Annotated in this window: 23 protein-coding genes; 13 read left to right on the forward strand and 10 right to left on the reverse strand. The window is 71.5% G+C overall.

The window, feature by feature from the left end; translation table 11 throughout:
• Positions 1–73: 73 nt before the first annotated feature.
• The 3 genes from ACO07H_RS22180 to ACO07H_RS22190 form a co-directional block, all read right to left on the reverse strand.
• Positions 74–2,449 (reverse strand): CHASE2 domain-containing protein, encoded by a 2,376-nt coding sequence (locus tag ACO07H_RS22180; RefSeq protein ID WP_422018226.1) that lies wholly within the window; start codon positions 2,447–2,449, stop codon positions 74–76.
• Entirely contained in the window at positions 2,449–4,074 is a 1,626-nt protein-coding gene (locus ACO07H_RS22185; protein WP_422018228.1) for a FecR domain-containing protein, read from the reverse strand. Before ACO07H_RS22185 ends, ACO07H_RS22180 begins: the two co-directional genes overlap by 1 nt.
• A gap of 61 nt (positions 4,075–4,135) precedes the next feature.
• Complete coding sequence (locus ACO07H_RS22190) at positions 4,136–4,828, reverse strand: TetR/AcrR family transcriptional regulator (protein ID WP_422018230.1); 693 nt, start codon at positions 4,826–4,828, stop codon at positions 4,136–4,138.
• Positions 4,829–4,982: 154 nt separating this feature from the next.
• On the opposite strand from ACO07H_RS22190, the gene ACO07H_RS22195 reads away from it, so the two are divergent.
• From ACO07H_RS22195 to ACO07H_RS22250, 12 genes are all read left to right on the forward strand, one after another.
• Positions 4,983–6,605, forward strand: coding sequence for a carboxyl transferase domain-containing protein (locus tag ACO07H_RS22195; RefSeq protein WP_422018232.1), 1,623 nt, complete (start codon positions 4,983–4,985; stop codon positions 6,603–6,605).
• A gap of 141 nt (positions 6,606–6,746) precedes the next feature.
• Positions 6,747–7,034 (forward strand): type II toxin-antitoxin system VapB family antitoxin, encoded by a 288-nt coding sequence (locus tag ACO07H_RS22200; RefSeq protein WP_422018234.1) that lies wholly within the window; start codon positions 6,747–6,749, stop codon positions 7,032–7,034.
• Positions 7,021–7,446, forward strand: a complete 426-nt coding sequence (vapC, locus tag ACO07H_RS22205) for a type II toxin-antitoxin system VapC family toxin (RefSeq protein WP_422018236.1) — start codon at positions 7,021–7,023, stop codon at positions 7,444–7,446. The genes ACO07H_RS22200 and vapC overlap by 14 nt, the downstream gene beginning before the upstream one ends.
• Complete coding sequence (locus ACO07H_RS22210; RefSeq protein ID WP_422018238.1) at positions 7,443–8,234, forward strand: enoyl-CoA hydratase/isomerase family protein; 792 nt, start codon at positions 7,443–7,445, stop codon at positions 8,232–8,234. The genes vapC and ACO07H_RS22210 overlap by 4 nt, the downstream gene beginning before the upstream one ends.
• Before the next feature lie 9 nt (positions 8,235–8,243).
• Complete coding sequence (locus ACO07H_RS22215; RefSeq protein ID WP_422018240.1) at positions 8,244–8,855, forward strand: DUF4126 domain-containing protein; 612 nt, start codon at positions 8,244–8,246, stop codon at positions 8,853–8,855.
• A complete protein-coding gene (gene bioA / locus ACO07H_RS22220) occupies positions 8,852–10,150 on the forward strand; it encodes an adenosylmethionine--8-amino-7-oxononanoate transaminase (protein WP_422018242.1) in 1,299 nt (432 codons plus the stop codon). The genes ACO07H_RS22215 and bioA overlap by 4 nt, the downstream gene beginning before the upstream one ends.
• A complete protein-coding gene (locus ACO07H_RS22225; protein ID WP_422018244.1) occupies positions 10,137–11,351 on the forward strand; it encodes an 8-amino-7-oxononanoate synthase in 1,215 nt (404 codons plus the stop codon). The genes bioA and ACO07H_RS22225 overlap by 14 nt, the downstream gene beginning before the upstream one ends.
• The gene (bioD, locus tag ACO07H_RS22230) at positions 11,348–12,025 is read left to right on the forward strand and encodes a dethiobiotin synthase (protein WP_422018246.1); all 678 of its coding nucleotides are present in this window, start codon (positions 11,348–11,350) and stop codon (positions 12,023–12,025) included. Before ACO07H_RS22225 ends, bioD begins: the two co-directional genes overlap by 4 nt.
• On the forward strand, positions 12,022–13,062 hold the full coding sequence (gene bioB, locus ACO07H_RS22235) for a biotin synthase BioB (RefSeq protein ID WP_422018248.1): 1,041 nt from the start codon (positions 12,022–12,024) through the stop codon (positions 13,060–13,062). Before bioD ends, bioB begins: the two co-directional genes overlap by 4 nt.
• A gap of 10 nt (positions 13,063–13,072) precedes the next feature.
• Positions 13,073–13,438 (forward strand): hypothetical protein, encoded by a 366-nt coding sequence (locus ACO07H_RS22240; protein ID WP_422018250.1) that lies wholly within the window; start codon positions 13,073–13,075, stop codon positions 13,436–13,438.
• 17 nt (positions 13,439–13,455) lie between these two features.
• Positions 13,456–15,438 carry a biotin carboxylase N-terminal domain-containing protein gene (locus ACO07H_RS22245; protein ID WP_422018252.1) on the forward strand — a complete coding sequence of 661 codons (1,983 nt, stop codon included), beginning with the start codon at positions 13,456–13,458 and terminating at the stop codon, positions 15,436–15,438.
• Between the two features lie 182 nt (positions 15,439–15,620).
• Positions 15,621–16,532, forward strand: coding sequence for a hydroxymethylglutaryl-CoA lyase (locus tag ACO07H_RS22250; protein ID WP_422018254.1), 912 nt, complete (start codon positions 15,621–15,623; stop codon positions 16,530–16,532).
• A 10-nt stretch (positions 16,533–16,542) separates the two neighbouring features.
• Here the strand turns inward: ACO07H_RS22250 and ACO07H_RS22255 are convergent, their stop codons facing one another.
• The 6 genes from ACO07H_RS22255 to ACO07H_RS22280 all read right to left on the reverse strand — a co-directional run bounded on the left by ACO07H_RS22255 (position 16,543) and on the right by ACO07H_RS22280 (position 22,940).
• Entirely contained in the window at positions 16,543–18,825 is a 2,283-nt protein-coding gene (locus ACO07H_RS22255) for a M56 family metallopeptidase (protein ID WP_422018256.1), read from the reverse strand.
• On the reverse strand, positions 18,818–19,222 hold the full coding sequence (locus tag ACO07H_RS22260; protein WP_422018258.1) for a BlaI/MecI/CopY family transcriptional regulator: 405 nt from the start codon (positions 19,220–19,222) through the stop codon (positions 18,818–18,820). The genes ACO07H_RS22255 and ACO07H_RS22260 overlap by 8 nt, the downstream gene beginning before the upstream one ends.
• 87 nt (positions 19,223–19,309) lie before the next feature.
• Positions 19,310–20,128: a DUF4261 domain-containing protein gene (locus tag ACO07H_RS22265; protein ID WP_422018260.1), complete on the reverse strand. Its 819-nt coding sequence runs from the start codon at positions 20,126–20,128 to the stop codon at positions 19,310–19,312.
• Positions 20,129–20,140: 12 nt separating this feature from the next.
• Positions 20,141–20,593, reverse strand: coding sequence for a VOC family protein (locus tag ACO07H_RS22270; protein ID WP_422018262.1), 453 nt, complete (start codon positions 20,591–20,593; stop codon positions 20,141–20,143).
• 175 nt (positions 20,594–20,768) lie between these two features.
• Positions 20,769–21,986, reverse strand: coding sequence for a 6-phosphofructokinase (locus ACO07H_RS22275; protein ID WP_422018264.1), 1,218 nt, complete (start codon positions 21,984–21,986; stop codon positions 20,769–20,771).
• 39 nt (positions 21,987–22,025) lie between these two features.
• Positions 22,026–22,940 carry a LysR family transcriptional regulator gene (locus ACO07H_RS22280; RefSeq protein WP_422018266.1) on the reverse strand — a complete coding sequence of 305 codons (915 nt, stop codon included), beginning with the start codon at positions 22,938–22,940 and terminating at the stop codon, positions 22,026–22,028.
• Positions 22,941–23,015: 75 nt separating this feature from the next.
• Between ACO07H_RS22280 and ACO07H_RS22285 the strand changes: the two genes are divergently transcribed.
• Positions 23,016–23,783 (forward strand): sulfite exporter TauE/SafE family protein, encoded by a 768-nt coding sequence (locus tag ACO07H_RS22285; protein WP_422018268.1) that lies wholly within the window; start codon positions 23,016–23,018, stop codon positions 23,781–23,783.
• Here ACO07H_RS22285 and ACO07H_RS22290 read toward each other — a convergent pair.
• Entirely contained in the window at positions 23,759–24,337 is a 579-nt protein-coding gene (locus tag ACO07H_RS22290; RefSeq protein WP_422018270.1) for an HD domain-containing protein, read from the reverse strand. The genes ACO07H_RS22285 and ACO07H_RS22290 overlap by 25 nt on opposite strands.
• Positions 24,338–24,340: the final 3 nt, after the last annotated feature.

The raw sequence follows: 24,340 nt of genomic DNA on the forward strand, positions 1-24,340 counted from the left end.
CCGCCGCGACATCCCCGCAACGGCCCGACCGGCTCAAAGGCGCAAAAAAAACGTAACGGGTCGCAGCGTGGCGTCAGGCGCGCGCGTACCGGGCCAGCGCCTGCAGCAGCGCGGCCAGGCTCAGCGGCTTGGTCAGGTGGGCGTCGCAGCCGGCGGCGAGCGACTGCTGCACGTCGGTGTCGAAGGCATTGGCCGTCAGCGCGACGATGGGCGTGCGCGGCAGGCCTTGCGCCGCTTCGATGGCGCGCCACTGCCGCGTCGCGCCCAGGCCGTCCAGGCCGGGCATCAGCATGTCCATCAGCACCAGGTCGAAATCGCCGCTGCGCAGCGCGGCGACCGCCTGCGCGCCGTCGGGCACGCGGGTGATGCGGTGGCCCAGCGGCGCCAGCATGCCGTCGATGACCAGCGCGTTGACGTCGTTGTCCTCGGCCAGCAGCAGCGCCAGCGGCCGCGTGGGCGCCACCCGCTCGGCGCGCAGCGCGTGCAGCTCCATCTGCGCAGGGCGCGCGTCCGGCAGGTCCAGCTGCACCTCGAAGCGGCTGCCTTCGCCCACGCGGCTGTGCACCGACACGTCGCCGCCCATCAGCCGCGCCAGGCTGCGCGTGATGGACAGGCCCAGTCCCGTGCCGCCGAACTCGCGGCTGATGGCGGCATTCGCCTGCGCGAACGGCTGGAAGATGCGTTCGAGCTGCTCGGGCGCGATGCCGATGCCCGTGTCCAGCACGGCGATGCGCACGCGGCCTTCGGCGTCGCGCGCCAGCTCCACGGTGACGCCACCGGTCTTCGTGAACTTGAGCGCGTTGCCGACCAGGTTGGTGACGATCTGCGCCACACGCTGCTGGTCGCCCAGCACCCAGCCCGTGGCCTCGGTGCGGGCGAAGACGCGCAGCCACAGGCCGCGGCCCTGCGCCTTGGTGCGCAGCAGCTCCAGCTGCAGCTCCACGAGGTCCACGAGGTTGAAGGGGTGCGACGCCAGCTCCAGCCGGCCGCTCTCGATGCGGGCGTTGTCCAGCAGGTCGTTGATGAGGGCGAACACCTGGCGGCCGGCGTGTCCCAGCACCTCGACGTAGTGCGCCTGGTCGGGCTTCATCGGCGAGCGGGCCAGGATGTCGGACAAGCCCAGCACCGCGTTCATCGGCGTGCGCATCTCGTGGCTGACCTGGGCCAGCAGCTCGGTCTTGGCGCGGCTGCGCGCCTCGGCCAGCTCGCGCTGGCGCGTCAGCTCCCGTTCGCGGGCGCGTTGCCGGCGCTGGTGCTCGATGGCCGTCAGCCCCAGCGCCAGCGCCAGCAGGTACAGCGCGGGCGCCGGCACGGGCAGCAGGCCGGCCATCGCAGAACCCCAGGTCACCAGCGTGATGGCCGCCACGCCCAAGCCCGCTGCCAGCGCCTGCCGGCGCAGCAGCAGCGGCAGCGCGGCGAACGCCAGCAGCAGCGCGTCCAGCGCCCAGACCACGGGGCCGCTGTCGCGCAGCAGCGGCACGGGCTCGGTGCCCAGCGCCTCGAACACGGCCGCGTTCAGCACCGTGCCGGACAGGCGGCCCTGCGGCGTCATGACCTCGTCGGCAAAGAAGGCGCTGCTGCCGACGAACACGCTGCGCCCGGCGAGCTGGCCGGCCAGCTCGGCGTCGTCCGTCTCGCCGAGCGCGGCGCGCATCAACCGCTGCCAGGACACATGCGGCAGCTCGCCGCCGTTCAGCGGCAGCCGCAGCCGCAGGCGCAGGCGGCCGTCGGCGTCCACGGGCCAGCGGCGCGCGCCGGCCACCAGCTCGCCGCCCTCGACGCGCCAGCCGGGCGCGCCGTCGGCACGCAGCCGCGCCGCGAGCGCCAGGCTGGGCAGGCTGCGGCCCTGCACGCGATGCAGCAGCGGCACCCGGCGCAGCAGCCCGTCGTCGTCCAGAGGCACCGAGATCACACCCAGGCTGCCGCGCACGGCGAGCGCGTCCAGCAGCGCGTCGGCCGGCGCCGTCAGCGCGCCCCAATCCTCGCCGGGCGCCTGCGGCACGCCCAGTCGCGCCAGCGCGCGCTGCTCGGCGGCGCTGGCCGGCGCCAGCTCCACGCCGGCACGCTGGCGCGGCGCCAGGCCGGCGGCGGCCAGCACCGTGGGCGGCTGCCCGGCCAGCGCCGTGGCCAGCCGGTCATCGCCGTCGCGCGGGCCGGCCAGCACGATGTCGATGACGACCAGCCGCGCGCCGGCCTGGGCCAGGTAGTCCAGCAGCAGCGCATACACCTCGCGCGAATACGGCCACTCGCCCAGCGGCTGGCGCAGCGCGCGCAGCGAGGCGTCGTCGATGTCGACGATGACGGCACCGGGCTGCGCGGCCGGGCGCGGTGGGGCAGCGCGCACCAGCAGGTCGGCCAGCGCGCGGTCGATGCGCGGCTGCGCGCCGGTCAGGCTCAGCAGCGCCCACAGCAACAGCGCCGCGGGCAGGGCAAGCCAGGGCCAGCGCATCAAAGCAGGGGGACCAGCAAGAGCGGCAGCAGCCACAGCCAGCGCGGGTACGGCTGCTCGATGCGCTGCGGCTGACTCCACGGGCCGGCGGCACCCGCGGCGTTGACCCCCCGGGCGCGCAGGAAATAGCGGCCGGGCGACGGCTTGGGCATCACCAGCTCGGCCTTGTCGGTGCTGAAGCGCTGCATGTGGGGGCCGTCGAAGGCCTCGTTGCGCGCCCACTGCAATTCATAGCGCACGACGCCCGTGTCCGCGCGCCAGCGCAGCTTGAGCTGGTCGCCGCTGACCTCCGGTTCGGCCGGCGGCGGCGCGGGCGGCGGCGGCTGGAGCTCGAAGGTCTGCGCGTCGCCGAACGGGCCGGCGCGGCCATCGGCCTGCACCGAGGCGATGCGCCAGTGGTACAGGCCATCGGGCAGGCGGGCATCGAAGCCCGCGCCGGCGATGGGCGGCGGCTGCAGCACGAGGTCCTGGAAGCCGGCGTCGCGCGCGACCTGCAGGCGCACATCCGGTGCTGCCGTGTTGCGCGTCCAGGCCAGCGCCACGGCGCCGGTGTAGCTGACGGCGCCGGGCGCGGGCGACTGGATGAAGGGCGGCTCGGGGCGCGCCTGCAGGCGGATGTCCAGGTCCGCCGCCAGGCCCTCCTGGCCGCGGGCATCGATGGCGCGCACGCGCAGCGTGTAGTCGCCGTCGGGCAGCTCGCGCGCCTCGGGCCAGTCGGCCACCGGCTCGCCGACGACCGCGTCCAGCAGCAGGCGCTCGAAGTCGCCGCGCGCGTAGAGCTGCGCCCGCCAGGTGGCCGCGCCCGTGGGGCCACCGGCCCAGGCCAGCCGCAGCGGCAGCCGCTCGGCAAGCGGCGCCAGGCCGCTCAGGTCCGGCGCCGGCAGCAGCGGCGCCACGCTGCGCGCCGCGCCGTCGGCCAGCAGGCCCTGCCCGGCCGACACGTCGGGGCCCAGGCCGTCGGCATGCACGGCGCCGTGCAGCACCTGCATGCGGCTGCGGCCCCCGGCCGTCTGCACACGGAACTCGGTGCCGCGCACGCCCAGGTTCACATGCGGCGTGCGCACCTCGTACAGCGGCACGCGCTGGGCATTGGGCGCCACGCGGCTGTCCGCGCCGCCCTGCTGGATGGCCACGCGAACGGCGGGCAGCGCGCCGCGGCCCAGCACCAGCAGCTGTTCCAGCGTGATCTCGCTGCCGGGCGGAATCAGCAGCCGCGAACCGTCCGCGAAGCGCAGGCTGGCGCTGGACTGCTCTGCGGTGGTGATGCGGTCGCCGCTGTGCAGCGTGGCGCCGGCGGTGAGCGCTTCGCTGGCACCGGCGCGCAGGCGCGTGACCTGGCCGCGGGCGAACACCGCTTCGGCCACGCTGGCCTCGCTTCTCAGCCAGGCGACCGGCATGCGCAGCGTGCTGCCGGGCACCAGCCGCAGCGGGTCGGGCACGCGGTTGAGCGCCTGCAGGTCGCGCCAGGTGCGCGGCGGCGCGAGCCAGGCGTCGGTGAGCGAGATCAGCGTGTCGCCCGGCTGGATGCGGTAGCGCCAGTCGGCACCGGCGTCCGCCGGCTGGGCCTGCACCATGGCCGCGCCCAGCAGCAGAACTGCTGCAAGCCAGACCCTGAATCCGTTCATCGCTGCCCTCCCCTGCGCTTGACGTCGCATCGTAGCGAGCGCCGCCCGGGACGCGAGCCGGTCAGCCTCGGGCGAGCGCGTCCTGCAACTGGCTGCGCAGCCGGCGCAGCCGCTGCAACTCCTCGTCGGGCGCCTGCAGCGCCGGCCACAGCAGCGCGACGAGATCGCGTGCGCTGGCCTCCACGTCGAGCTGGCGGCCGGTGATGACCACCTCCCACAGCATGTGCTCCATGGGCCCGAAGACGAGCGAGCGCAGCAGCCGCAGCGGGATGTCGCGCCGCACCTCGCCGGCCGCCTGGCCGCGCGCCAGCAGGTCCATCAGCGGCGCGGTGTAGCGGCGCTGCAGTTCGACGAAGCCTTCGCCGAGGTCCTGCCCCTTGGTCCGGCCTTCGGACAGGACCAGCGCGCACAGCCCGGTGCCCTGGATGAGGAACAGCCGCAGGTGCGTCAGCACGACGAACTCCAGCTGCTCGCGCACCGACGCCGCACGCGGCAGGCCGGCCTCGATGGCCGCGATGATCTCGTCGTACCAGTCCTGGATGACGCGCATGCACAGCTCGCGCTTGCCGCGGAAGTAGGTGAACACCGTGGCCTCGGAGATGCCCAGGCGCTGCGCGATCTCGGTCGTCGTGGCGCGCTCGTAGCCGCGCTCGGCGAACACCTCGCGGCCCACGCGCAGGATGTCGCGCACGCGCTGTTCGGCCTTGGGGCCGGCGGGCGAGCGGCGTTGCGGAACAGCGGTGGCGGCGGTCATCGAGGGCGCATTCTGCGCAATTCTTGAGGATCACTCAAGTCACCATTGCATCCGCATTCACGCTGATTTATTCTGCCGTCCTTCGCCAGCCCCGCCGGGCCGGATCCGAATAAATTGAGTCACGCTTAAGAAGCGGGATTCGCCAGGAGACTCCATGCCGGTCCTGAACACGCAGCTCAATGCCCGCTCGGCCGATTTCAAGGCCAACGCCGCGGCGATGCGCGGCCACCTCGATGACCTGAACGCCAAGCTGGCCCGGATCGCCCAGGGCGGCGGCGAGGCCGCGCGCGCCAAGCACACGGCCCGCGGCAAGCTGCTGCCGCGCGACCGCGTGGAGATGCTGCTGGACCCGGGCACGCCGTTCCTCGAACTGGCGCCGCTGGCCGGCCTCAACCTGTACCTGGATAAGGAGGGTGTAGGCGCCGCGCCGGGCGGCGGCGTCATCGCCGGCATCGGCCGCGTCTCGGGCGTGGACTGCATGATCGTGTGCAACGACGCGACGGTGAAGGGCGGCACCTACTACCCCATAACCGTCAAAAAGCATCTGCGCGCGCAGGAGATCGCGGCGCAGAACCGACTGCCCTGCATCTATCTCGTGGACAGCGGCGGCGCCAACCTGCCCAACCAGGACGAGGTCTTCCCCGACCGCGACCACTTCGGCCGCATCTTCTTCAACCAGGCCAACCTGTCGGCAGCCGGCATCCCGCAGATCGCCGTCGTCATGGGCTCGTGCACGGCCGGCGGCGCCTACGTGCCGGCGATGAGCGACGAGACCATCATCGTCAAGAACCAGGGCACCATCTTCCTGGGCGGCCCGCCGCTGGTGAAGGCCGCGACCGGCGAGGTCGTCACGGCTGAAGACCTGGGCGGCGGCGACGTGCACACGCGGCTGTCCGGCGTGGCCGACCACCTCGCCAACAACGACACCCACGCGCTGGCCATCGCGCGCCAGTCGGTCGCGCGGCTGAACTGGACCAAGGCGAACCCGCTGGCGATGCAGGAACCCAAGGCGCCGGCCTTCGACCCCGCCGAGCTGCACGGCGTGATCCCGACTGACACGCGCAAGCCCTTCGACATCCGCGAGATCATCGCCCGCATCGTCGACGCCAGCGAGTTCGACGAGTTCAAGGCCCGCTACGGCGCCACGCTGGTCTGCGGCTTCGCGCACATCGAGGGCATGCCGGTGGGCATCGTGGCCAACAACGGCATCCTGTTCGCCGAGAGCGCCAACAAGGGCGCCCACTTCATCGAGCTGTGCTGCCAGCGCAAGATCCCGCTGGTGTTCCTGCAGAACATCACCGGCTTCATGGTGGGCCGCAAGTACGAGAACGACGGCATCGCCCGCGCCGGCGCCAAGATGGTGACGGCGGTGGCCTGCGCGCAGGTGCCCAAGTTCACCGTCATCATTGGCGGCTCGTTCGGCGCCGGCAACTACGGCATGTGCGGCCGCGCCTACTCGCCGCGTTTCCTGTGGATGTGGCCCAACGCACGCATCTCCGTGATGGGCGGCGAGCAGGCGGCCAGCGTGCTGAGCACCCTCAAGCGCGACGGCATCGAGGCCAAGGGCGGCGCCTGGAGCGCCGAGGAAGAGGAAGCCTTCAAGGCGCCCATCCGCCAGCAGTACGAGGACCAGGGCCACCCCTACTACGCCTCCGCACGCCTGTGGGACGACGGCGTCATCGACCCCGCCGACACGCGCCGCGTGCTGGCGCTGGGGCTGAGCGCCTCGCTGAATGCGCCCATCCCGGAGACGAAGTTCGGCGTGTTCCGGATGTGATGCAAGCACGCCCCGTCTTCATTGCAACGCCGGCGGCCACCCTCGGAGACGCGGCAGGCGGAGTGACTCGACGCCCACATGGCACCTGCGGCGTCGCCTTGATACACTCTTTGCACAAAGAACGCCAACTTCATACACATCATGCGCACCAACATCGAAATCGATGACGAGTTGATGGCCGATGCCATGGCGGCCGGGCGCTTCAAGACCAAGCGTGAGGCGGTGGAAGCGGGGCTGGCGCTGGTGAAACGGCAGGCGGCGTACCAAGAGATCCTCAAGCACGCGGGCAAGCTGCCGTGGGGCTGGCCGGGTGACGAGCGCCTGAGTGGCCGGCCGAACTGGCACCGTGTCGATGACGAAGGTCGTGAACTGCCCGATGCCGAACCGCCCGCCGGCGGCACCTCGGGGGGGGCGAATGGTCGTCGTTGATACCGGCGTCTGGATCGACCTGTTCAACGGCAACCCCAGCCCGGCAGGCGTGCAACTCAAGCGCTTGCTGGACGAAGCGCGAACGCCCGTCGTGGCGCCCGACCTGGTGGTGTTCGAAGTCCTGCGCGGCTTTCGCCATGAGCGCCAGCACCGCATGGCGATGAAGCTGTTCGAACAAATCCGCGTGCCCTCCGTCGTGGACGCCGCTGGCGCCGAACGCGCCGCGAGCCGCTACCGGCGCTTGCGCGAGATGGGCATCACCGTCCACAGCCCGATCGACGTGCTGCTGGCCTCGCATTGCATCGACGAGGACCTGCTGCTGCTGCAACGAGACCGCGACTTCCTGCCCTTCGAGCAGCATTTCGGACTGCGCCTGCTGCAGCCGTCCCACGGATATCAGGACCCGACATGACCGCCCTCAACATCACCACCGACGGCCCTCACGGCCATGTCGCCCGCGTCACGCTGAACCGCCCCGAGGTGCGCAACGCGTTCAACGCCGAGCTGATCGCGGAACTCACCGCTGCCTTCACCGAGCTGGGCCAGCGCGGCGACCTGCGTGCCATCGTCCTCGCCGCCGAGGGCAAGGCCTTCTGCGCCGGCGCGGACCTGAACTGGATGAAGGCCATGGCGGGCTACTCGTGGGACGAGAACCACGCCGACGCGACCAAGCTGGCCGACATGCTGTGGGCGATCTGGTCCTGCCCGGTGCCGGTCATCGCGCGGGTGCAGGGCGACGTCTATGCCGGTGGCGTGGGGCTGGTGGCGTGCGCGGACATCGTCGTCGCGGTCGACACGGCGGGTTTCTGCCTCAGCGAGGCCAAGCTGGGCTTGCTCCCGGCCACCATCGGCCCCTATGTCGTCAAGGCGCTGGGCGAGCAGGCGTCGCGGCGCTACTTCGTGACGGCCGAACGCTTCGCGGCCGACGAGGCACGCCGGCTGGGCCTGGTGCACGAGGTCGTGGCGGCCGATGCGCTGGACGCCAAGGTCGATGAACTCGCCGCCGCCATCACCGCCAACGGCCCCGCTGCGGTGCGCGCCTGCAAGCAGCTCGTCAAGGACGTGGCCAGCCGCGAGATCACGCCCGCGCTGCGTGACGACACGGCACGCCGCATCGCCGACATCCGCGCCAGCGCCGAGGGGCGCGAGGGTGTGCAGAGCTTCCTGGGCAAGCGCAAGCCCGGCTGGCTGGCCGGCTGACGCGGCCGCATGAAGCTCGACGCCATCCAACTGCTCGCGCTGGCCGCCGCCCTCGGCTGGGCCAGCGGCCTGCGGCTGTACCTGACGGTGCTGCTGGTGGGCATCGCCGGGCACTGGGGCTGGATCGCGCTGCCGCCTGGGCTGCAGGTGCTGGCCTCGCCGCTGGTGATGGGCTGCGCGGGCGTGCTCGCGTTCATCGAGTTCCTGGCTGACAAGGTGCCGCTCGTCGACAGCGCCTGGGACGCGCTGCACACGCTGATCCGCATCCCCGCCGGTGCGGCGCTGGTCGCCGGTCTCGTCAGCGGCTGGGCGGGCGACCACGGCAACGCGTGGGGCGTGATGGCCGCGCTGTTGGGCGGCGGGCTTGCTACCACGGCCCACGCGGCCAAAGCCAGCACGCGTGCGGCGGCGAACACATCGCCCGAGCCCTTCTCCAACATCGGCCTGTCGCTGTTCGGCGACCTGGCTGTACCCACGATGCTGTGGCTGGCCTGGGCGCATCCGTTCGTCTTCTTCCCGCTGCTGGCGCTGGCGCTCGCCGTCATGGCTGCGCTGATCTGGTTCTGCTTCAAATTCCTGCGCGCGCTGGTCCGCCGCGTGCGCCGCCCTGCTTCCGTATGACTTCCTCGACTCAAGACCTGGCCACGCGCAGCCGCGCCGCCGTCTGGCATCCCTGCACGCAGATGGCGCGCCTCGCCGACGTGCCGCCGCTGCCCATCGCCCGCGGCGACGGCGCCTGGCTGTTCGGCACCGACGGCCGGCGCTACTTCGACGCCAACTCGTCGTGGTGGGTGAACCTGTTCGGCCACAGCGACAAGCCGCTGATAGCCGCCATCAAGCACCAGCTCGACACGCTGCCGCACGTGATGCTGGCCGGCTGCACGCACGAGCCCGCCGTGCGGCTGGGCGAGCGCCTGTCCGCGCGCACCGGCGGTGCGCTGGGCCATGTGTTCTTCGGCAGCGACGGCGCCAGCGCCGTCGAGATCGCGCTGAAGCAGAGCTTCCACACCTGGAAGAACCGTGGCCAGCCGGACAAGCGCGAGTTCGTCTGCCTGCAGAACAGCTACCACGGCGAGACGCTGGGCGCGCTCAGCGTGACCGACGTGCAGGTCTTCCGCGACGCCTACGACCCGCTGCTGATGCGCGCCCACATCGTGCCCTCGCCCGACGCGCGGCGGGGCAACGAGGCCGAGGCGCTGGCCGCGATGCGCGCGCTGCTGGCCGAGCGCCACGCGCAGATCGCCTGCGTCATCGTCGAGCCGCTGATCCAGGGCGCGGCCGGCATGGTCATGTACGCGCCCGAGTACCTGACCGGCCTGCGCGAGCTGACGCGCGAGTTCAACGTCCACCTGATCGCCGACGAGATCGCCGTGGGCTGCGGTAGAACCGGCACCTTCTTCGCTTGGGAACAAACCCAAGCCGAGTGGCCAGACTTCGTGCTGCTGTCCAAGGGCATCACCGGCGGCACCATGCCGCTGTCGCTGGTGCTGACGACGGACGACGTGTTCGCCGCGTTCTGGAGCGAGGACGTCACGCGCGGCTTCCTGCATTCGCACTCGTACACCGGCAACCCGCTGGCCTGCGCGGCGGCGAACGCGGTGCTGGACCGCTTCGATGCCGGCCAACTCGACGACAACCGCGCGCAGGCCGACCGGCTCGCCCGCGCCTTCGCGCCGCTGGCGGAACACCCACGCCTGCGCCACCTGCGCCAGCGCGGCATGATCCTGGCCTTCGACGTGGCCGACGCGCCACCGCGCTTCGCCGAACGCTTCCACCTGGCGGCCCGCGAACACGAACTGCTGATCCGCCCGATCGGATCAACCGTCTACCTGATGCCTCCCTACCTGATCGCCGACGACACCGCCGCCTTCCTGGCCGACGGCGTGGCGAAGACCTTGAACGATGTCCTTGCTTGATCACCTGAGCGCCAAGCTCGCCGCCATCGGCGCGCAGAGCCTGACGCGCAAGCTGCGCACCGCCGACGACGGCACCGCGCCGCGCCAGACCCTCAACGGCCGCCAGCTGCTGATGTTCTGTTCCAACGACTACCTGGGCTTGGCCGCCGAGCCGGCCATCGCCGACGCTATCGCCGAAGGCGCGCGGCTGTGGGGTGGCGGCTCGGGCGCATCGCCGTTGGTCAGCGGCCACAGCGCCGCGCACGAGGCCGTCACCGACACGCTGGCCCGCTGGTACGTGCCGCACATCCCGCAGGCGCGCGCGCTGGGCTTTTGCACCGGCTACATGGCCAACCTGGCCGTCGTCACAGCGCTGGGCGACGAACACACCGAGATCTTCTCGGAGCAGTTGAACCACGCCTCGCTGATCGACGCCGCGCGGCTCGCCAAGGCCAAGGTCACGCGCTACGGCCATGCCGACGTGACTGGCCTGCGCGCGCTGCTGGCGGCCAGCACGGCCAAGGTCAAGCTCATCGTCACGGACGCCGTGTTCAGCATGGACGGCGACCTCGCGCCTTTGCCCGAGTTGCTGGCGCTGGCCGAAGCGTTCGACGCCTGGCTGGTCGTGGACGACGCGCACGGCTTCGGCGTGCTGGGCGCCACCGGCCGCGGCTCGCTGGAGCATTTCGGCCTGACGAGCGAACGGCTGATCCTCGTCGGCACGCTGGGCAAGGCCGCGGGCCTGGCCGGCGCCTTCGTCGCCGCGCACGCGACCATCGTGGAATACCTGCTGCAGGCGGCGCGCAACTTCGTCTTCTCGACCGCGTCGCCGCCGGCCATCGAGCATGCGCTGCTGACCAGCTTCGAACTGATCGACGGCCCGCTCGGCGCGGCGCGGCGCGCCAACCTCGTCGCGCTGCAGGCGCAGCTGCGCGACGGCCTGCTGGCGCTGATCGACCGGCATCCGCGCCTGGGCTGGACGCTCACCGACTCCGCCACGCCCATCCAGCCGCTGATCGTCGGCGGCAACGCCGCGGTGATGGCACTGGCCGCCGCGCTGGAGACGGCCGGCCTGCGCGTGCCGGGCATCCGCCCGCCCACCGTCGAGGCCGGCACGGCGCGGCTGCGCATCACGCTGTGCGGCACGCACACGGCCGCCGATGTCGACACGTTGCTGGCGGCGCTGGACCGCGCCGCCGCCGCCCAGGAGCAGGCCGCATGAATGGTTTCTTCATCACCGGCACCGACACCGAGATCGGCAAGACCTTCGTCACCGCCGCGCTGACGCGTGCGCTGGCGGCGGGCGGCCGGCGCGTCGCGCCGATCAAGTCGTTGGCGGCGGGCCAGACCTGGCGCAACAGCCGCTGGATCAACGAGGACGTCGCCGAGCTGCTGGAAGCGCAAAACCTGGGTCTCAGCGACGCCGAGGTCGGCCCGCTGCAGTTCCGCGAGCCCTGTGCGCCGCACATCGCCGCACGGCTGGAAGGTGGCACGATCGACCGCAACGCGCTGCTGAAAGCCATCCGCGCCACGGCGGCCAAGGCCGACATCGCACTGGTCGAAGGCGTCGGCGGCTTCCGCGTGCCGCTGATCGACGGCTGGGACACGGCCGACATGGCCGTGGACCTCGGCCTGCCCGTCATCCTCGTCGTGGGCCTGCGGCTGGGCTGCATCAACCACGCGCTGCTGACGGCCGAAGCCATCCGCGCCCGCGGGCTGCCGCTGGCCGCCTGGGTGGCCAACACCGTGGACCCCGACCAGCCGCACGTGGCCGACAATCTCGCCGCACTGCAGGCGGGCCTGAACGCGCCTTGCCTCGGGCACCTGCCCCGACTCTCCGACCCGCTGGCCGCGCCGGCGCGTCTCGACATCTCTCCCTTGGTGGCTTTCGCATGAACCAGATCCAGACCCTCACCCCCACGACCGACGCCGAACGCCGCCAGGCCAAGCCCTGGACCGTGGCCGACGTGGCCGCGCTGTTCGAGCTGCCCTTCAACGACCTGCTGTTCCGCGCACAGCAGGTGCACCGCGAGCACTTCGACGCCAACGCGGTGCAGCTGTCCACGCTGCTGTCCATCAAGACCGGCGGCTGCGAGGAGGACTGCGCCTACTGCCCGCAGTCGGCCCACTTCGACACGGGCCTGAAGGCCGAGAAGCTCATCCCGCTGCAGGAGGTCATGGAAGCCGCCCGCGCGGCCAAGGCCAACGGCGCGACGCGCTTCTGCATGGGTGCGGCCTGGCGCTCGCCCAAGCCCCGCCACCTGGAAGCCATTGGCGAGATGATTTCCGAGGTCAAGGCGCTGGGCCTGGAGACGTGTCTCACCGCCGGCATGCTGGAAGACGGCCAGGCCGAGCAGCTCGCAGCGGCTGGCCTGGACTACTACAACCACAACCTCGACACCGCGCCCGAGTTCTACGGTCAGATCATCACGACCCGCACCTACCAGGACCGCCTGGACACGCTGGACCGCGTGCGCCAGCAAGGCCTCAAGGTCTGCTCGGGCGGCATCGTGGGCATGGGCGAGACGCGCCGCCAGCGCGCCGGCCTCATCGTGCAGCTCGCCAACCTCGACCCCTACCCCGAGAGCGTGCCCATCAACAACCTCGTGCAGGTGGAAGGCACGCCGCTGGCCGGCACCGCGCCGCTGGACCCGCTGGAGTTCATCCGCACCATCGCGGTGGCCCGCATCACGATGCCGCGCGCCATGGTGCGCCTGTCCGCCGGCCGCGAGGAAATGCCCGAGACCATGCAGGCGCTGTGCTTCCTCGCGGGCGCCAACTCCATGTTCTACGGCGACAAGCTGCTGACCACCAGCAACCCGCAGGCCGAGAAGGACCGCGCGCTGCTGGACCGGCTGGGCATGCGCTGTTCGACGGAGGCCGAACTGACCCCGTCCGACGCAGCGACCAAGGTTCAAGTCTGCACGCACTGAATCTCGGCACATGCTGAACTTCCTGACTTCGAACGCCGCCGCCCTAGGCATCTTGGGTGCCGCGATTGCGTTCGCGTGGTCGGTCGTTCAGTTCATGCTGGTACGGATGCGTGACGAGAAGCACCGCGAGTTCGAGATCTATCACCGGCTTATCAAAGAGCTGGTTGCGCTAGACCCCGAAAGCAAGGTGATGTGGATCGACCGCCAGTGCGCGGTGATCTTTGAACTGCGTCAGTTTCGGAGGTATCACGAGCTGACTTTGCGAACACTGAATGGCTTGCGCGCGAAGTGGAGCGGTGATCCTGACTTCACGTTCCCAAGAATGATCGAAGAACTCGATCTCACAGTGGACTACATCAAGTCCCGATCGCGCTGAATTTGAGGAGGCTCCGAATGTTCAAAAAGATCCTGATCGCCAACCGCGGTGAAATCGCCTGCCGGGTGGCCGCAACGGCGAAACGCCTGGGCATCCAGACCGTCGCCGTCTACTCCGAAGCCGACGCGGACGCTCAGCACGTCAAGGCCTGCGACGAGGCCATCCTCATCGGCGGCCCGGCGCCGCGCGATTCCTACCTGCAGTGGGAGCGCATCCTGGCGGCCGCCAAGGCCACTGGCGCCGAAGCCGTGCACCCCGGCTACGGCTTCCTGAGCGAAAACGAAGCCTTTGCCCAGGCGTGCGCCGACGCCGGCGTCGCCTTCATCGGCCCGCCGCCCAGCGCCATCCAGGCCATGGGCCTGAAGGCCGAGTCCAAGCGGCTGATGGAAGCCGCCCAGGTGCCGCTGGTGCCGGGCTACCACGGCGCCGACCAAGACCCCGCGCTGCTCAAGCGCGAAGCCGAGCGCATCGGCTTCCCGGTGCTCATCAAGGCCAGCGCTGGCGGCGGCGGCAAGGGCATGCGCGCCGTCTACAGCGCCGATGAGTTCGACGCGGCGCTGGCCTCGTGCAAGCGCGAGGCCATCAACAGCTTCGGCGACGACGCGGTGCTGATCGAGCGCTATGTGCAGCGCCCGCGCCACATCGAGATCCAGGTCTTTGGCGACTCACAGGGCGACTGCGTCTACCTGTTCGAGCGCGACTGCTCCGTGCAGCGCCGCCACCAGAAGGTGCTGGAGGAAGCCCCGGCACCGGGCATGACGCCGGAGCGCCGCGCGCAGATGGGCGAGGCCGCCGTGGCCGCGGCCAAGGCTGTGGGCTATGTGGGCGCGGGGACCGTCGAGTTCATTGCAGAACAGGACGGCCGCTTCTACTTCATGGAGATGAACACACGGCTGCAGGTGGAGCATCCGGTCACCGAAGCGATCACCGGGCAAGACCTGGTGGAGTGGCAGCTGCGCGTCGCGGCCGGCGAGCCGCTGCCGCTCAAGCAATCGGAGCTGCGCATGCGGGGCCACGCGATCGAGGCCCGCATCTGCGCCGAGAACCCCGACGGCGGCTTCCTGCCCGCCACCGGTTCGCTGGACGTGGCACGCTGGCCTTCGCACGTCGCCTTCCAGCGGGGCAACGTCCGCATCGATGCCGGCGTTCGCGAGGGCGACGCCATCAGCCCGTACTACGACTCCATGATCGCCAAGCTCATCGTCTGGGGCGAGGACCGCGCCCAGGCGCTGGCCCGGCTGGACGCCGCGCTGCGCGACACGCACATCGTCGGCCTGCACACCAACGTCGCCTTCCTGCGCCGCTGCGCGGCGACGGCCTCGTTCGCTGGCGCGGACCTGGACACCGGCCTCATCGAGCGCGAGAAGGCCACGCTGTTCGACCAGCCGGGCCTGCCGCTGCGCATTGCTGCCGCCGCCGTCGTCGCCCACACGCTGGCCGTGGAAGCAGCGACCCAGGGCACCGACCCCTGGAGCGCGCGCGACGGCTTCCGCCTGTTCGGCGCGGCCACGCGGCGCTTCGATCTCGAATCCGGCGGCACGCATCACGAGGTGCTGCTGTCCCGCCACCACCGTGGCGGCATGACGCTGACGGTCGCCGGCGAGGCCATAGCCTTCGCCGTGCAGTCGCAGGATGCCGAGACGCATGAACTCTTCCTCGGCGCCGAACGCGTTCGCGTGAAGACCTATGCCCAGGGCGAGCGCGTCGCCGTGTTTGCCGCGAACGGCTCGGCCGTGCTGACCGAGGTGGACCTCATCGCCCACGCCGGCGACGGCGGGGCCGAGGGCGGGCGCCTCACCGCGCCCATGCCGGGCAAGCTGGTGGCCTTCCTGGCCCAGGCCGGCGACAGCGTCACCAAGGGCCAGCCGCTGGCCGTCATGGAGGCGATGAAGATGGAGCACACCATCTCCTCGCCGCGCGACGGAAAGGTCGCCGAGCTGCTGTTCGCCGTCGGCGACCAGGTCGGCGACGGTGCCGAACTGCTCAAGCTGGAGGCTTGAAATGAGGCGCCCCTCGCCCAGCCTCACCCTGCTGAACGCAGGCGAACCTGGTCGGTCCCCCGAGGGGACGACGATGCTTGCGGCATCGAGCCGCAAGCACATCGCCTGGGCGGGCCGGCTCGGGAGCGGCCCAGCGCTCGGCCCGCTACCCGCTGGATTCAAATGTGGAACGGACAACTGACATGACCACGCTTCCCACCCACGTCAAGATCCTCGACGTCGGCCCGCGCGACGGGCTGCAGAACGAGAAGGCCAACGTCGCCACCGAGCACAAGGCGCGGCTCGTCGCGATGCTGCAGGACGCCGGCCTGACCGAGATCGAGGTCACCAGCTTCGTCAGCCCGAAGTGGGTGCCGCAGATGGGCGACAACACGGCCGTCATGGCGGCCATAGCCCGCAAGCCTGGCGTGCGCTATTCGGTGCTGGTGCCCAACCTGAAGGGGCTGGAGCCGGCGCTGGCCTCCAGGCCCGACGAGATCCTGGTCTTCACGGCCGCCAGCGAGGCCTTCACGCAGAAGAACATCAACTGCTCCATCGCCGAGAGCCTGGAGCGCTTCGCGCCCGTCATCGCGGGCGCGCATGCGGCCGGCGTGAAGGTGCGCGCGGCGCTGTCGTGTGCTTTGGGCTGCCCCTACGAGGGCGAGATCAGCGCCGATCAGGTCGAGGCCGTCGTGAAGCCGCTGCGCGCGCTGGGCGTGGACGCCATCGACATCGCCGACACCATCGGCGTGGGCACGCCGCGCAAGGTGCAGGCGGCGATGGAGCGGGCGCTGAAGCATTTCCCGCTGCAGGAGGTGTCGGGCCATTTCCACGACACCTACGGCCAGGCGCTGACCAACATCTACGCCAGCCTGGCGCTGGGCGTGCACAACTTCCACGCCAGCGTGGCCGGCCTGGGCGGCTGCCCCTATGCCAAGGGCGCGACGGGCAATGTGGCGACCGAGGATGTCGTCTTCATGCTCAACGGCTTGGGGCTGGAAACGGGCATCGACCTGGACAAACTGGTCGATGCCGGCGCCTTCATCTCCGACGTGCTGGGCCGCCCGCCGGTGTCACGCGTGGCGCGGGCCATGCTGGCCAAACGCGCCGGCTGACCCCCAGACCTCAGCCCAGGCGGTCGAGCGCGTTCTCGATCTGGCCGCGCTCATGGTCGCCCAGGCCGCGCCCGGCGCGGCGGATGCGCTCGACGAGGGCCGCATCCACCGGCTTGGCCTCACCCAGCCTGCTCACCACACGCAGCAGCACCTGCAGGCGCTCGAAGCCGCCGTCCATGCGCTCCGCGCTCGCCAGCACCTGGGCCACGCCGGCCGCGTTGAGCCTGGGCCGGTCGAGCAACTGAGTCAGCGCCTCCTTTCGCTCGAAGCCGCCCGCAATGCCGCTGGCGACCTGCGCGTAGGACTGCACCAGCGCGGCCTCGTCGCCCTGCAGGCGCCGCGCGATGGCGGCCAGCGCCTCGCGCTTCTCGAAGTCGCCCTGCAGCCGTGTGGCCGCCTGCAGCGCCGCGGCGAGCACGTCGGGCTGCGGCGTGGCGCTGACCTGCGCGTCGATGGCGGTGCGCAGCTCGAAGTCGCCGTCGATGTGGCCCAGCGCCTCGCGCCACGCCGCGAGCACGGCCGGCGTGCCCAGCAGCCGCGGCGCAAGCGACGCCAGCGCCTCGCGACGCTCGAAATTGCCGTCGATGCCACCGGCCGCGTTCAGCCACGCCTGTTGCTGCGGCTCGGCCAACGGCTGACGGGCGATGGCGCTCAGCGCCTGGCGGCGCTCGAACGCGCCCTGCAGCCCGGCGGCTGCGGCGATCAGGCGGTCCTGCGCAGTCGCAGGCAGCGGCGCGTCGAGCTGGAGCGCGGCCTCGATGCGGCGGCGGCGCGCGTAGTCCTCGCTGGCGCGCTCCACGTCGGCCAGCACGGCGTCCATGCCGCCCTTGGCGAACAGGCGCTTCGCGCGCACGGCCGGGTCGGTCAGGTTCTCGGCCATGCGCTGCACGGCCTTGGCCCACCACTGGTGCGCGGCGGCGTCCATGGGCCGGATGTCACGGCCGACGCGGTACTGCTGCTCGATGCGGCCTTCGCCCATGGACGTCAGCACCATCTCGCGCGTCAGCCCGCCTTCGCGCTCGCGCACCGTGAGCCGGCCGGTCAAGGTCTTCACATCGTCCTCGGTGTCGTTGAAATCGACCTTGCCGTCCAGCGTCACCGAGAAGCTGCCACCGGGATAGCGGCTGAGCATGCGGGTGTTGCCGACGTGAAGCAGGCCGCCTGCATCGAAGCGGTCCAGCAGCTCGCCGGCGTCGGTGCGGCTGACCACCACGGCCGGCAGCGCAACGAGCAGCGCCAGCATGCCGGCCACCAGCCCCCAGCGCACGCCGCGGCGCTCGCGCGGGGCGTCGTCGCCCTCGGCGTTGAGCAGGCGGCGCACGCGGGCGAACAGCGGCGAGCCGGCGCTGGCGGCGCCGCAGGCCAGCGCAGGGCCATGGCGGCCCCCCTGCGCCTTCAGCGCCTCGGCGCAACGCAGCAGGCTTTGCGCCAGGGCCAGGCGCTGGCCCTGCGGCGCGGCCGCGGCGGCGTCGCAGGCCAGCTCGGCCAGCAGGTCCAGCCGCTGCAGCGCGATGCGGTTCAGCGCCTGCGGCCACAGCAGTGCCTTCATGGCCGCGGCCATCAGCCGCCAGGCCGGGTCGCGCCGGCGCAGGTGGGCCAGCTCGTGGCCCAGCACGGCGCGGGCTTCGTCGTCGGGCAGGTCCAGGCACCAGGCGGGCAGGCACAGCACGCGGCCCGGCGCCAGCAGCGGGCTGGCCCAGCCCGGGCGGGCGTGGCGCAGCGCGGGCAAAGGCACGCGGAGCTCGGCAGCCAGTTGCCGGACGAGGCGCTGCCAGCGCGCATCGCTCACCGCGGGCAGGCGGCGCACGGCGCGGCGCAGCCAGGCCCACTGCAGCGCCAGCACGGCCAGCATCGCCACCGCGCCTGCCAGCCACAGCGCGGCGAAGCCCAGCGCCAGCTGTTGCGCCGCGGGCGCGATGGCAGCCGCCAGCGGCAACACACCGAGCTGCGCGCGGGGCTGCGGCGTGGCCCTGGGTGCCGGTTCGACCCTGAGCGGCCGCACGTCGGCCACCACCGCCACCGGCGCGACGGCCTGCAGCTGCACGACGGCGCCGGCATGGCCATCGGCCGGTGTGCCCGGCGCCGCGAGCGTCGCCAGGGTCGGCATGGCCGGCAGCAGCGGCAGGCTGGCGCTGACGACACCACCCAGCAGCGCCAGCCGCCACAACAGTTCCTGCGTGGCTGTGGCCAGGCGCCCGAGCAGGCCCGCGCGTTCGGCCGCCCACAGCGCGCCGATCAGCAGGCTGCTGTGCAGCAGGTAGCTGCAGCCCCACGTCAACAAGGCGTCAGTCATGGCGGGTGTCTCCCTTGCGTTGTTTCAGCAGTGCCTGCAGCTCGGCAAGCTCGTTCGCGTTGACGCCACGCGCGTCCAGCAGGTGCGACACCAGCGCGCTGGCACGCCCCGCGAACAGGCTGTCGACCAGGCTGCCCACCATGGAGCGCTGCACGTCGGCCTGCGTCACGCGCGGCGTGTACAGCAGCGCGCGGCCGTCGCGCCGGCTGGCGAGCAGTCCGCGCTTCTCCAGCCGCGTCAGCAGCGTGGCCACCGTCGTGTGCGCCAGGTCGCGCTCGCCGCGCAAGGCCTCGGCCACCTCGGCCGTGCTGGCCTCGCCGCGCGCCCACAGCACGCGCATCAGGCTGAGCTGCAGCTCGCTCAGCGACACGTCTCCGCTGCCGGTGTCGTCGTCCATGTCGAATCTTCTACAGTTGTCGTACTACAAATGTAGAAGATAAGACGCCCACGGCGCAAGTGGCTTTTGGCAGGCCGCGGGACAACCTCAGGGGAAGGTGATGCGATACACGCGCTTGCCTTCGCGCCAATACGACGGCGAATGGGTCACACGGATGTCCATCGCGGGCGAGTCGCCAAGGGTGTCGCCATCCTTGATGACGGCGCCCTTGTGGATCAGGTAGGACGCGGTGTCGGCCACCATGCCGAACACGTCGGCGCCCGGCCTCCTGGCGTCGCGCGTTTCGATCTCCATCAGGCCGAAGGCGTCCAGGCCCTCGGTCGAGAGCGACCAGCCTTGCGCCCGGCTGCCGCTGAGCCGGAAGTTCACCCACAGCCACACCGGCGGCGACTCGCGCGAGATGTGCCGGCTCTGATCGAGCACGGCCTGGCGCGACTGCAGGCTGGCAAGCCAGTAGCTGGCGATGGCGTTGTCGTCATCGTCCATCAGCGCAGCCACCATGTCGGTCAGCAGCAAGGCGGTGTCGAGCCGATCCAGGTCAAGGCCCATCAGCATCACCACCGCGTGCGCGCGGTGACGCCCGACGGCAGCACAGGCGTCTTGCCAGTACCACGCACTGCGGCACAGGTCGTCCACCTGCCCTTTCGGCAGCGGTGCATCGATCAATCCGACCATCGCCGTACCACCGCGCGTGCGCAGCAGGATGGCTTGGCCATCGCCGCCCTCCATGCCGTCGATGCGCACGCGCCCCTTCAGCCGCGCCTCGAGAGCCGCGCGGTAGGCGTCCGCCGCGGGCAGGCGAGGCTGCGCCAGCAACACGAACGACAGCTTGTTGACCGCGTCAGGCGCGGCATGGCCGCTGACCGCCACACACAGCGCAATCAGGAAGGCAATGAATTGACGCATCGTCACGCCAGCCTACACGGGCGGGTTGCGCAACCGCTGGCTGAACCACCACAGGTGGCCGTCCGGGTCGATGCAGCCATAGCTGCGGTCGCACCAGTAGTCGGCGCCATAGTCGTTGTCGGCCAGTTCGCAGGTCACGCGCGCGCCTTCAGCGCGGGCCCGGGCGCAGTGCGCGTCCACGTCGTCAACGTACAGGAACAGGCTCTGCGTGTTGGCGCCGCCAACGGTCGCCGGCGCGCGCCCCGGCACGCCGAAGCGCACCTCGCGCGCCGCGCTGCCCTCGGTGACCATGACGATGGCCTCGCCATAGCGGATCTCGCTGTGCATGACGCTGCCGTCCGGCGCGTCGACGACGATCTCCACCGTGAAGCCGAACGCGCGCTGGTACCAGGCGATGGCCTTGCGCGCGTCCTCGCAGTACAGCGCCGACGACAGGCGCGGCCAGCCGGGTGGGGTGGGTTTCATCGCGGTCTCCCAGGAGCTTCGGTGCGGTGCCATCGTCGCACCGCCCAGCGTGCGCCGCCACACGAACCGGCTCGCGGCCTGCGCCCCGCTTGCGCACGCGGCCCGAAGACCCGAGCCGGCGGCGGGCCCCGGACGGCTGCGGACCTGCGCGCGTCACGCCGGCCCTGACGGGGGCTCACCTCTTGTGCAACACCTTCGCCACCGGGTTGGGTCGCAGCCGGTACGCATCCGGCATGCCCGAACCCAGCAGCGGGCGCAGGTACAGGCGGAAGGCGTCGGTCACGTCGGTGCCGGCGTCGTTGATGAAGTGGCTCTCCATCGTGCGCGTCTTGCCGGCGACGGTCGCCAGCGGCAGCAGTTCGTAGTCCACCGAGTAGTGGCCCACGCGCTGGATGGACACCGAGCCATCGCGGTCGCCGTGGAAGGCGTATTGCACGGCTTTCTCGCCGACCTCGCGGGCCTCGCGCGCGTCCACGTCGCTGACGCAGCCGAGGAAGCTGCGCTGCAGGTAGCCGAAGGTGTCGCCGCGCACGCGCTTGATGCCGAGCTTGGCCTTGATCTCCTCGCACAGCAGGTCGGCCAGCGCGCCGGTGCCGCTGAGCTGCACGTTGCCGTGCGAGTCGCGCTCCAGGTCACCGGCGAGTTTGGACAGCATGGGCGTGCCGGCCGCGTCGTGGATGCCCTCGCTGACGGCGATGACGCAGCGGCCGTAGCGCTCGTGCGTGGCCTTCACGTCGTGCAGGAAGCGCGCGGTGTCGAAGGCGCGCTCGGGCAGGTAGATGAGGTGCGGGCCGTCGTCGTCGAACTTCTTGCCCAGCGCTGCCGCGGCGGTCAGGAAACCGGCGTGGCGGCCCATGACGACGCCGACGTAGACGCCGGGCAGCGCCGCGTTGTCGAGGTTGGCGCCGGCAAAGGCCTGGGCCACGAAGCGCGCCGCGGAGGCGTAGCCCGGCGTGTGGTCGTTGCCGACGAGGTCGTTGTCGATGGTCTTGGGGATGTGGATGCAGCGCAGCGGGAAGCCCGCCGCGGCGGCCTCTTCCGACACGATGCGCACCACGTCGGACGAGTCGTTGCCGCCGATGTTGAAGAAGTGCGTGATGCCGTGCGCCTGCAGCACCTTGAAGATCTCGCGGCAGTAGGCGGCGTCGGGCTTGTCGCGCGTGGAGCCCAGCGCGGACGACGGCGTGCCCGCCACCAGTTCCAGGTTGTGGCTGGTTTCCTGCGTCAGGTCGACGAAGTCCTCGCCCACGATGCCGCGCACGCCGTGGCGCGCGCCATAGACCTTGCCCACACCGGCCTGGCGGCGCGCTTCGAGCACGACGCCGACGAGGCTCTGGTTGATGACGGCGGTGGGGCCGCCACCCTGGGCGACGAGGATCTTGGCGAGGCTCATGGGCGCTCCTGGCTGGCGACTCGGACGGGCAGTTTAGGGTCAGCCGCAGGGCGACGCGGGCGCCAGCGACGCCAGCAGCGAAGCCGCGCCCGGCGTGAGGTCGTCAACACTGCCGAAGCAGACCAGCAGCTGCCGCGCGGCCCAATCCTGCGCCAGCGGCCGCACGCGCACGCCCGGGCTGGCCAGGCGCTCGGCCGCCAGCGCCGGCACGACGGCCACGCCGACGCCGCAGGCGACCAGGCGCAGCAGCGCGCCGAAGCCCTGCACCTGCACGCGGTGGTGCAGGCCGCGGCCCTGCTGCATCGCCTGCGCATGCAGGAAACGGCTGAGCCCGGCCTCCGCCGGCAGGCCCACGAAGGGCTGCTGCAGCAGGTCGGCGAAGGCGATGCCACCCCGGCCCCCACCGAAGCGCCGGGACCATGCGGCGGGCAACGCGGCCACGAGACGGTCCTCCCGGAACGGCCGCGTCTGCAGGCCGGTGGTGGCGACGTAGTCCGCCACGATGCCGAGATCAGCCCGCTCCTGGCGCATCGCGAACAGCACGTCGGGGCTCTGCAGCTCGCGCAGTTCGACGTCGATGTCCGGGTGGGCGGCCAGGAACGGCCCCAGCAGCGGCGGCAGATGCTCGCTGATCGCGGCCGTGTTGCCCAGCACGCGCACGGTGCTGCGCACACCGTGGGCGTGGGCCGCCATGCTGGCGTGCAAAGCCTCCATCTCGCGCTGCAACCGGCCGGCGTGGCGCAGCAGCGTGCGGCCGGCGTCGGTCAGCGTGATGCCGGTCTTGGCGCGCTGCATCAGCGCAGCGCCGACGGCGCGCTCCAGGCCCTGCAGGCGCTCGCTGGCCGCCGCCAGCGACAGGTGCACCGCGCGTGCGCCGGCCGTGATCGTGCCGCCCTCGGCCACGGCGGCGAACAGGCGCAGGTCGAAAGGATCGATGCGGTAGTGCGGATTCATGCTTCGCAAGCCCCGAAGGATATCCACGGCCCTGCGTGATGGACGGCATGCCTGCGGGCACCGACGATGGCCGGCATGGATCACATCGAATGGCTGTCGGCCGGCGTGCTGGGCTGGGTGGCGCTGACGTTCGCGCTGGCCGGCATCGTCAAGGGCGTGTCCGGCATGGGGCTGCCCACGCTGGCGATGGCGCTGCTGAGCCTGCGCCTGCCCGCGGCGCAGTCGGCCGCGCTGATGCTGCTGCCGGCGCTGCTGACGAACGTGGCGCAGTGCATGGGTTCGCACGGCGGCGAGCTGCTGCGCCGGCTGTGGCCGCTGTGGACCGGGCTGGTGCTGGGCACGCTGTTCGGGCCGCTGCCAGGGCTGGCCTCGGGCAGCGGCAGCGTGCGCGCGGCGCTGGGCGTCGTGCTGGTGGGCTACGGCCTGTTCGGGCTGGCACGGCCGGCGCTGCCGCAGCCCGGGCGGCACGAGGCTTGGCTGGGCGCGCTGGCCGGCCTGCTGGGCGGCATGCTGAGCGCGGCCACCGGCGTGTTCGTCGTGCCGCTGGTGCCCTTCCTGCAGTCGCTGCAACTGCGGCGGCCGGCGCTGATCCAGGCGCTGGGCATCAGCTTCATGCTCGCATCAATGTCGCTGGCCGCGCGCCTCGGCGGCCTGGATGCGGCGGCACCGCCGGATGCCCTGGCAGCCGGCGTCGCGCTGCTCGCGGCCTTTGCCGGCATGGGGCTGGGCGCCCGGCTGCGGGACCGGCTGCCGGCGCTGGTGTTCCAGCGGGCGCTGTACGCGGTCTTCCTGCTGCTGGGCGTGCTGATGCTCGCGCGTTACTTCGCCATCGCCGCCTTGTAGATGGACTGGCGCGGCTGCGCCATCAGGCGGCGCAGCATGGGCTCGAAGAAGGCCAGCGGCAGCGCCTCGGCCTCGGGGTCGAACGCGGGGTTGTCATAGCGCTCGACGAACTCGGCCGTGCGCGCGTAGTGCGGGTGGCCCTCGAACTGGTCGCGCAGGTGGCGGTCCAGGCCGATGTGGTGGAAGAAGTTGTGGCCCTGGAAGATGCCGTGCTGCTGCACCATCCACAGGTTGGCCTCGGTCACGAAGGGCTTGAGGATGGCCGCGGCGATGTCCGGGTGGTTGAAGCTGCCCAGCGTGTCGCCGATGTCGTGCAGCAGCGCGCAGCAGACGTACTCCTCGTCGCGGCCGTCGCGGTGCGCCAGCGTGGCGGTCTGCAGGCAGTGGGTCAGCCGGTCCACGGGGAAGCCGCCGAAGTCGCCGTCCAGCAACCGCAGATGGGCCAGCACGCGGTCGGGCAGCGTGTGGGCCATGCGCATGGCCTCGGGCACGATGGCCGCCCAGTCCTCGCGGCTGCTCTCGTCCATGCGGGTGAAGGTGGCGCGTGCGTTCATGGC

The sequence above is a fragment of the Roseateles sp. genome (genome assembly GCF_965229315.1).
Lineage (GTDB): Bacteria > Pseudomonadota > Gammaproteobacteria > Burkholderiales > Burkholderiaceae_C > Pelomonas.

What these genes read in the sequence shown, in the direction of transcription:
- ACO07H_RS22200 (WP_422018234.1), top strand. Translation starts at nt 6,747, where the DNA reads ATGCGCACCAACATCGAAATCGATGACGAGTTGATGGCCGATGCCATG.
- ACO07H_RS22280 (WP_422018266.1), bottom strand. Translation starts at nt 22,940, where the DNA reads ATGAATCCGCACTACCGCATCGATCCTTTCGACCTGCGCCTGTTCGCC.
- ACO07H_RS22210 (WP_422018238.1), top strand. Translation starts at nt 7,443, where the DNA reads ATGACCGCCCTCAACATCACCACCGACGGCCCTCACGGCCATGTCGCC.
- vapC (WP_422018236.1), top strand. Translation starts at nt 7,021, where the DNA reads ATGGTCGTCGTTGATACCGGCGTCTGGATCGACCTGTTCAACGGCAAC.
- ACO07H_RS22285 (WP_422018268.1), top strand. Translation starts at nt 23,016, where the DNA reads ATGGATCACATCGAATGGCTGTCGGCCGGCGTGCTGGGCTGGGTGGCG.
- ACO07H_RS22185 (WP_422018228.1), bottom strand. Translation starts at nt 4,074, where the DNA reads ATGAACGGATTCAGGGTCTGGCTTGCAGCAGTTCTGCTGCTGGGCGCG.
- ACO07H_RS22265 (WP_422018260.1), bottom strand. Translation starts at nt 20,128, where the DNA reads ATGCGTCAATTCATTGCCTTCCTGATTGCGCTGTGTGTGGCGGTCAGC.
- ACO07H_RS22245 (WP_422018252.1), top strand. Translation starts at nt 13,456, where the DNA reads ATGTTCAAAAAGATCCTGATCGCCAACCGCGGTGAAATCGCCTGCCGG.
- ACO07H_RS22275 (WP_422018264.1), bottom strand. Translation starts at nt 21,986, where the DNA reads ATGAGCCTCGCCAAGATCCTCGTCGCCCAGGGTGGCGGCCCCACCGCC.
- ACO07H_RS22215 (WP_422018240.1), top strand. Translation starts at nt 8,244, where the DNA reads ATGAAGCTCGACGCCATCCAACTGCTCGCGCTGGCCGCCGCCCTCGGC.
- ACO07H_RS22180 (WP_422018226.1), bottom strand. Translation starts at nt 2,449, where the DNA reads ATGCGCTGGCCCTGGCTTGCCCTGCCCGCGGCGCTGTTGCTGTGGGCG.
- bioA (WP_422018242.1), top strand. Translation starts at nt 8,852, where the DNA reads ATGACTTCCTCGACTCAAGACCTGGCCACGCGCAGCCGCGCCGCCGTC.
- ACO07H_RS22255 (WP_422018256.1), bottom strand. Translation starts at nt 18,825, where the DNA reads ATGACTGACGCCTTGTTGACGTGGGGCTGCAGCTACCTGCTGCACAGC.
- ACO07H_RS22225 (WP_422018244.1), top strand. Translation starts at nt 10,137, where the DNA reads ATGTCCTTGCTTGATCACCTGAGCGCCAAGCTCGCCGCCATCGGCGCG.
- ACO07H_RS22240 (WP_422018250.1), top strand. Translation starts at nt 13,073, where the DNA reads ATGCTGAACTTCCTGACTTCGAACGCCGCCGCCCTAGGCATCTTGGGT.
- ACO07H_RS22270 (WP_422018262.1), bottom strand. Translation starts at nt 20,593, where the DNA reads ATGAAACCCACCCCACCCGGCTGGCCGCGCCTGTCGTCGGCGCTGTAC.
- ACO07H_RS22250 (WP_422018254.1), top strand. Translation starts at nt 15,621, where the DNA reads ATGACCACGCTTCCCACCCACGTCAAGATCCTCGACGTCGGCCCGCGC.
- ACO07H_RS22290 (WP_422018270.1), bottom strand. Translation starts at nt 24,337, where the DNA reads ATGAACGCACGCGCCACCTTCACCCGCATGGACGAGAGCAGCCGCGAG.
- bioB (WP_422018248.1), top strand. Translation starts at nt 12,022, where the DNA reads ATGAACCAGATCCAGACCCTCACCCCCACGACCGACGCCGAACGCCGC.
- bioD (WP_422018246.1), top strand. Translation starts at nt 11,348, where the DNA reads ATGAATGGTTTCTTCATCACCGGCACCGACACCGAGATCGGCAAGACC.
- ACO07H_RS22195 (WP_422018232.1), top strand. Translation starts at nt 4,983, where the DNA reads ATGCCGGTCCTGAACACGCAGCTCAATGCCCGCTCGGCCGATTTCAAG.
- ACO07H_RS22190 (WP_422018230.1), bottom strand. Translation starts at nt 4,828, where the DNA reads ATGACCGCCGCCACCGCTGTTCCGCAACGCCGCTCGCCCGCCGGCCCC.
- ACO07H_RS22260 (WP_422018258.1), bottom strand. Translation starts at nt 19,222, where the DNA reads ATGGACGACGACACCGGCAGCGGAGACGTGTCGCTGAGCGAGCTGCAG.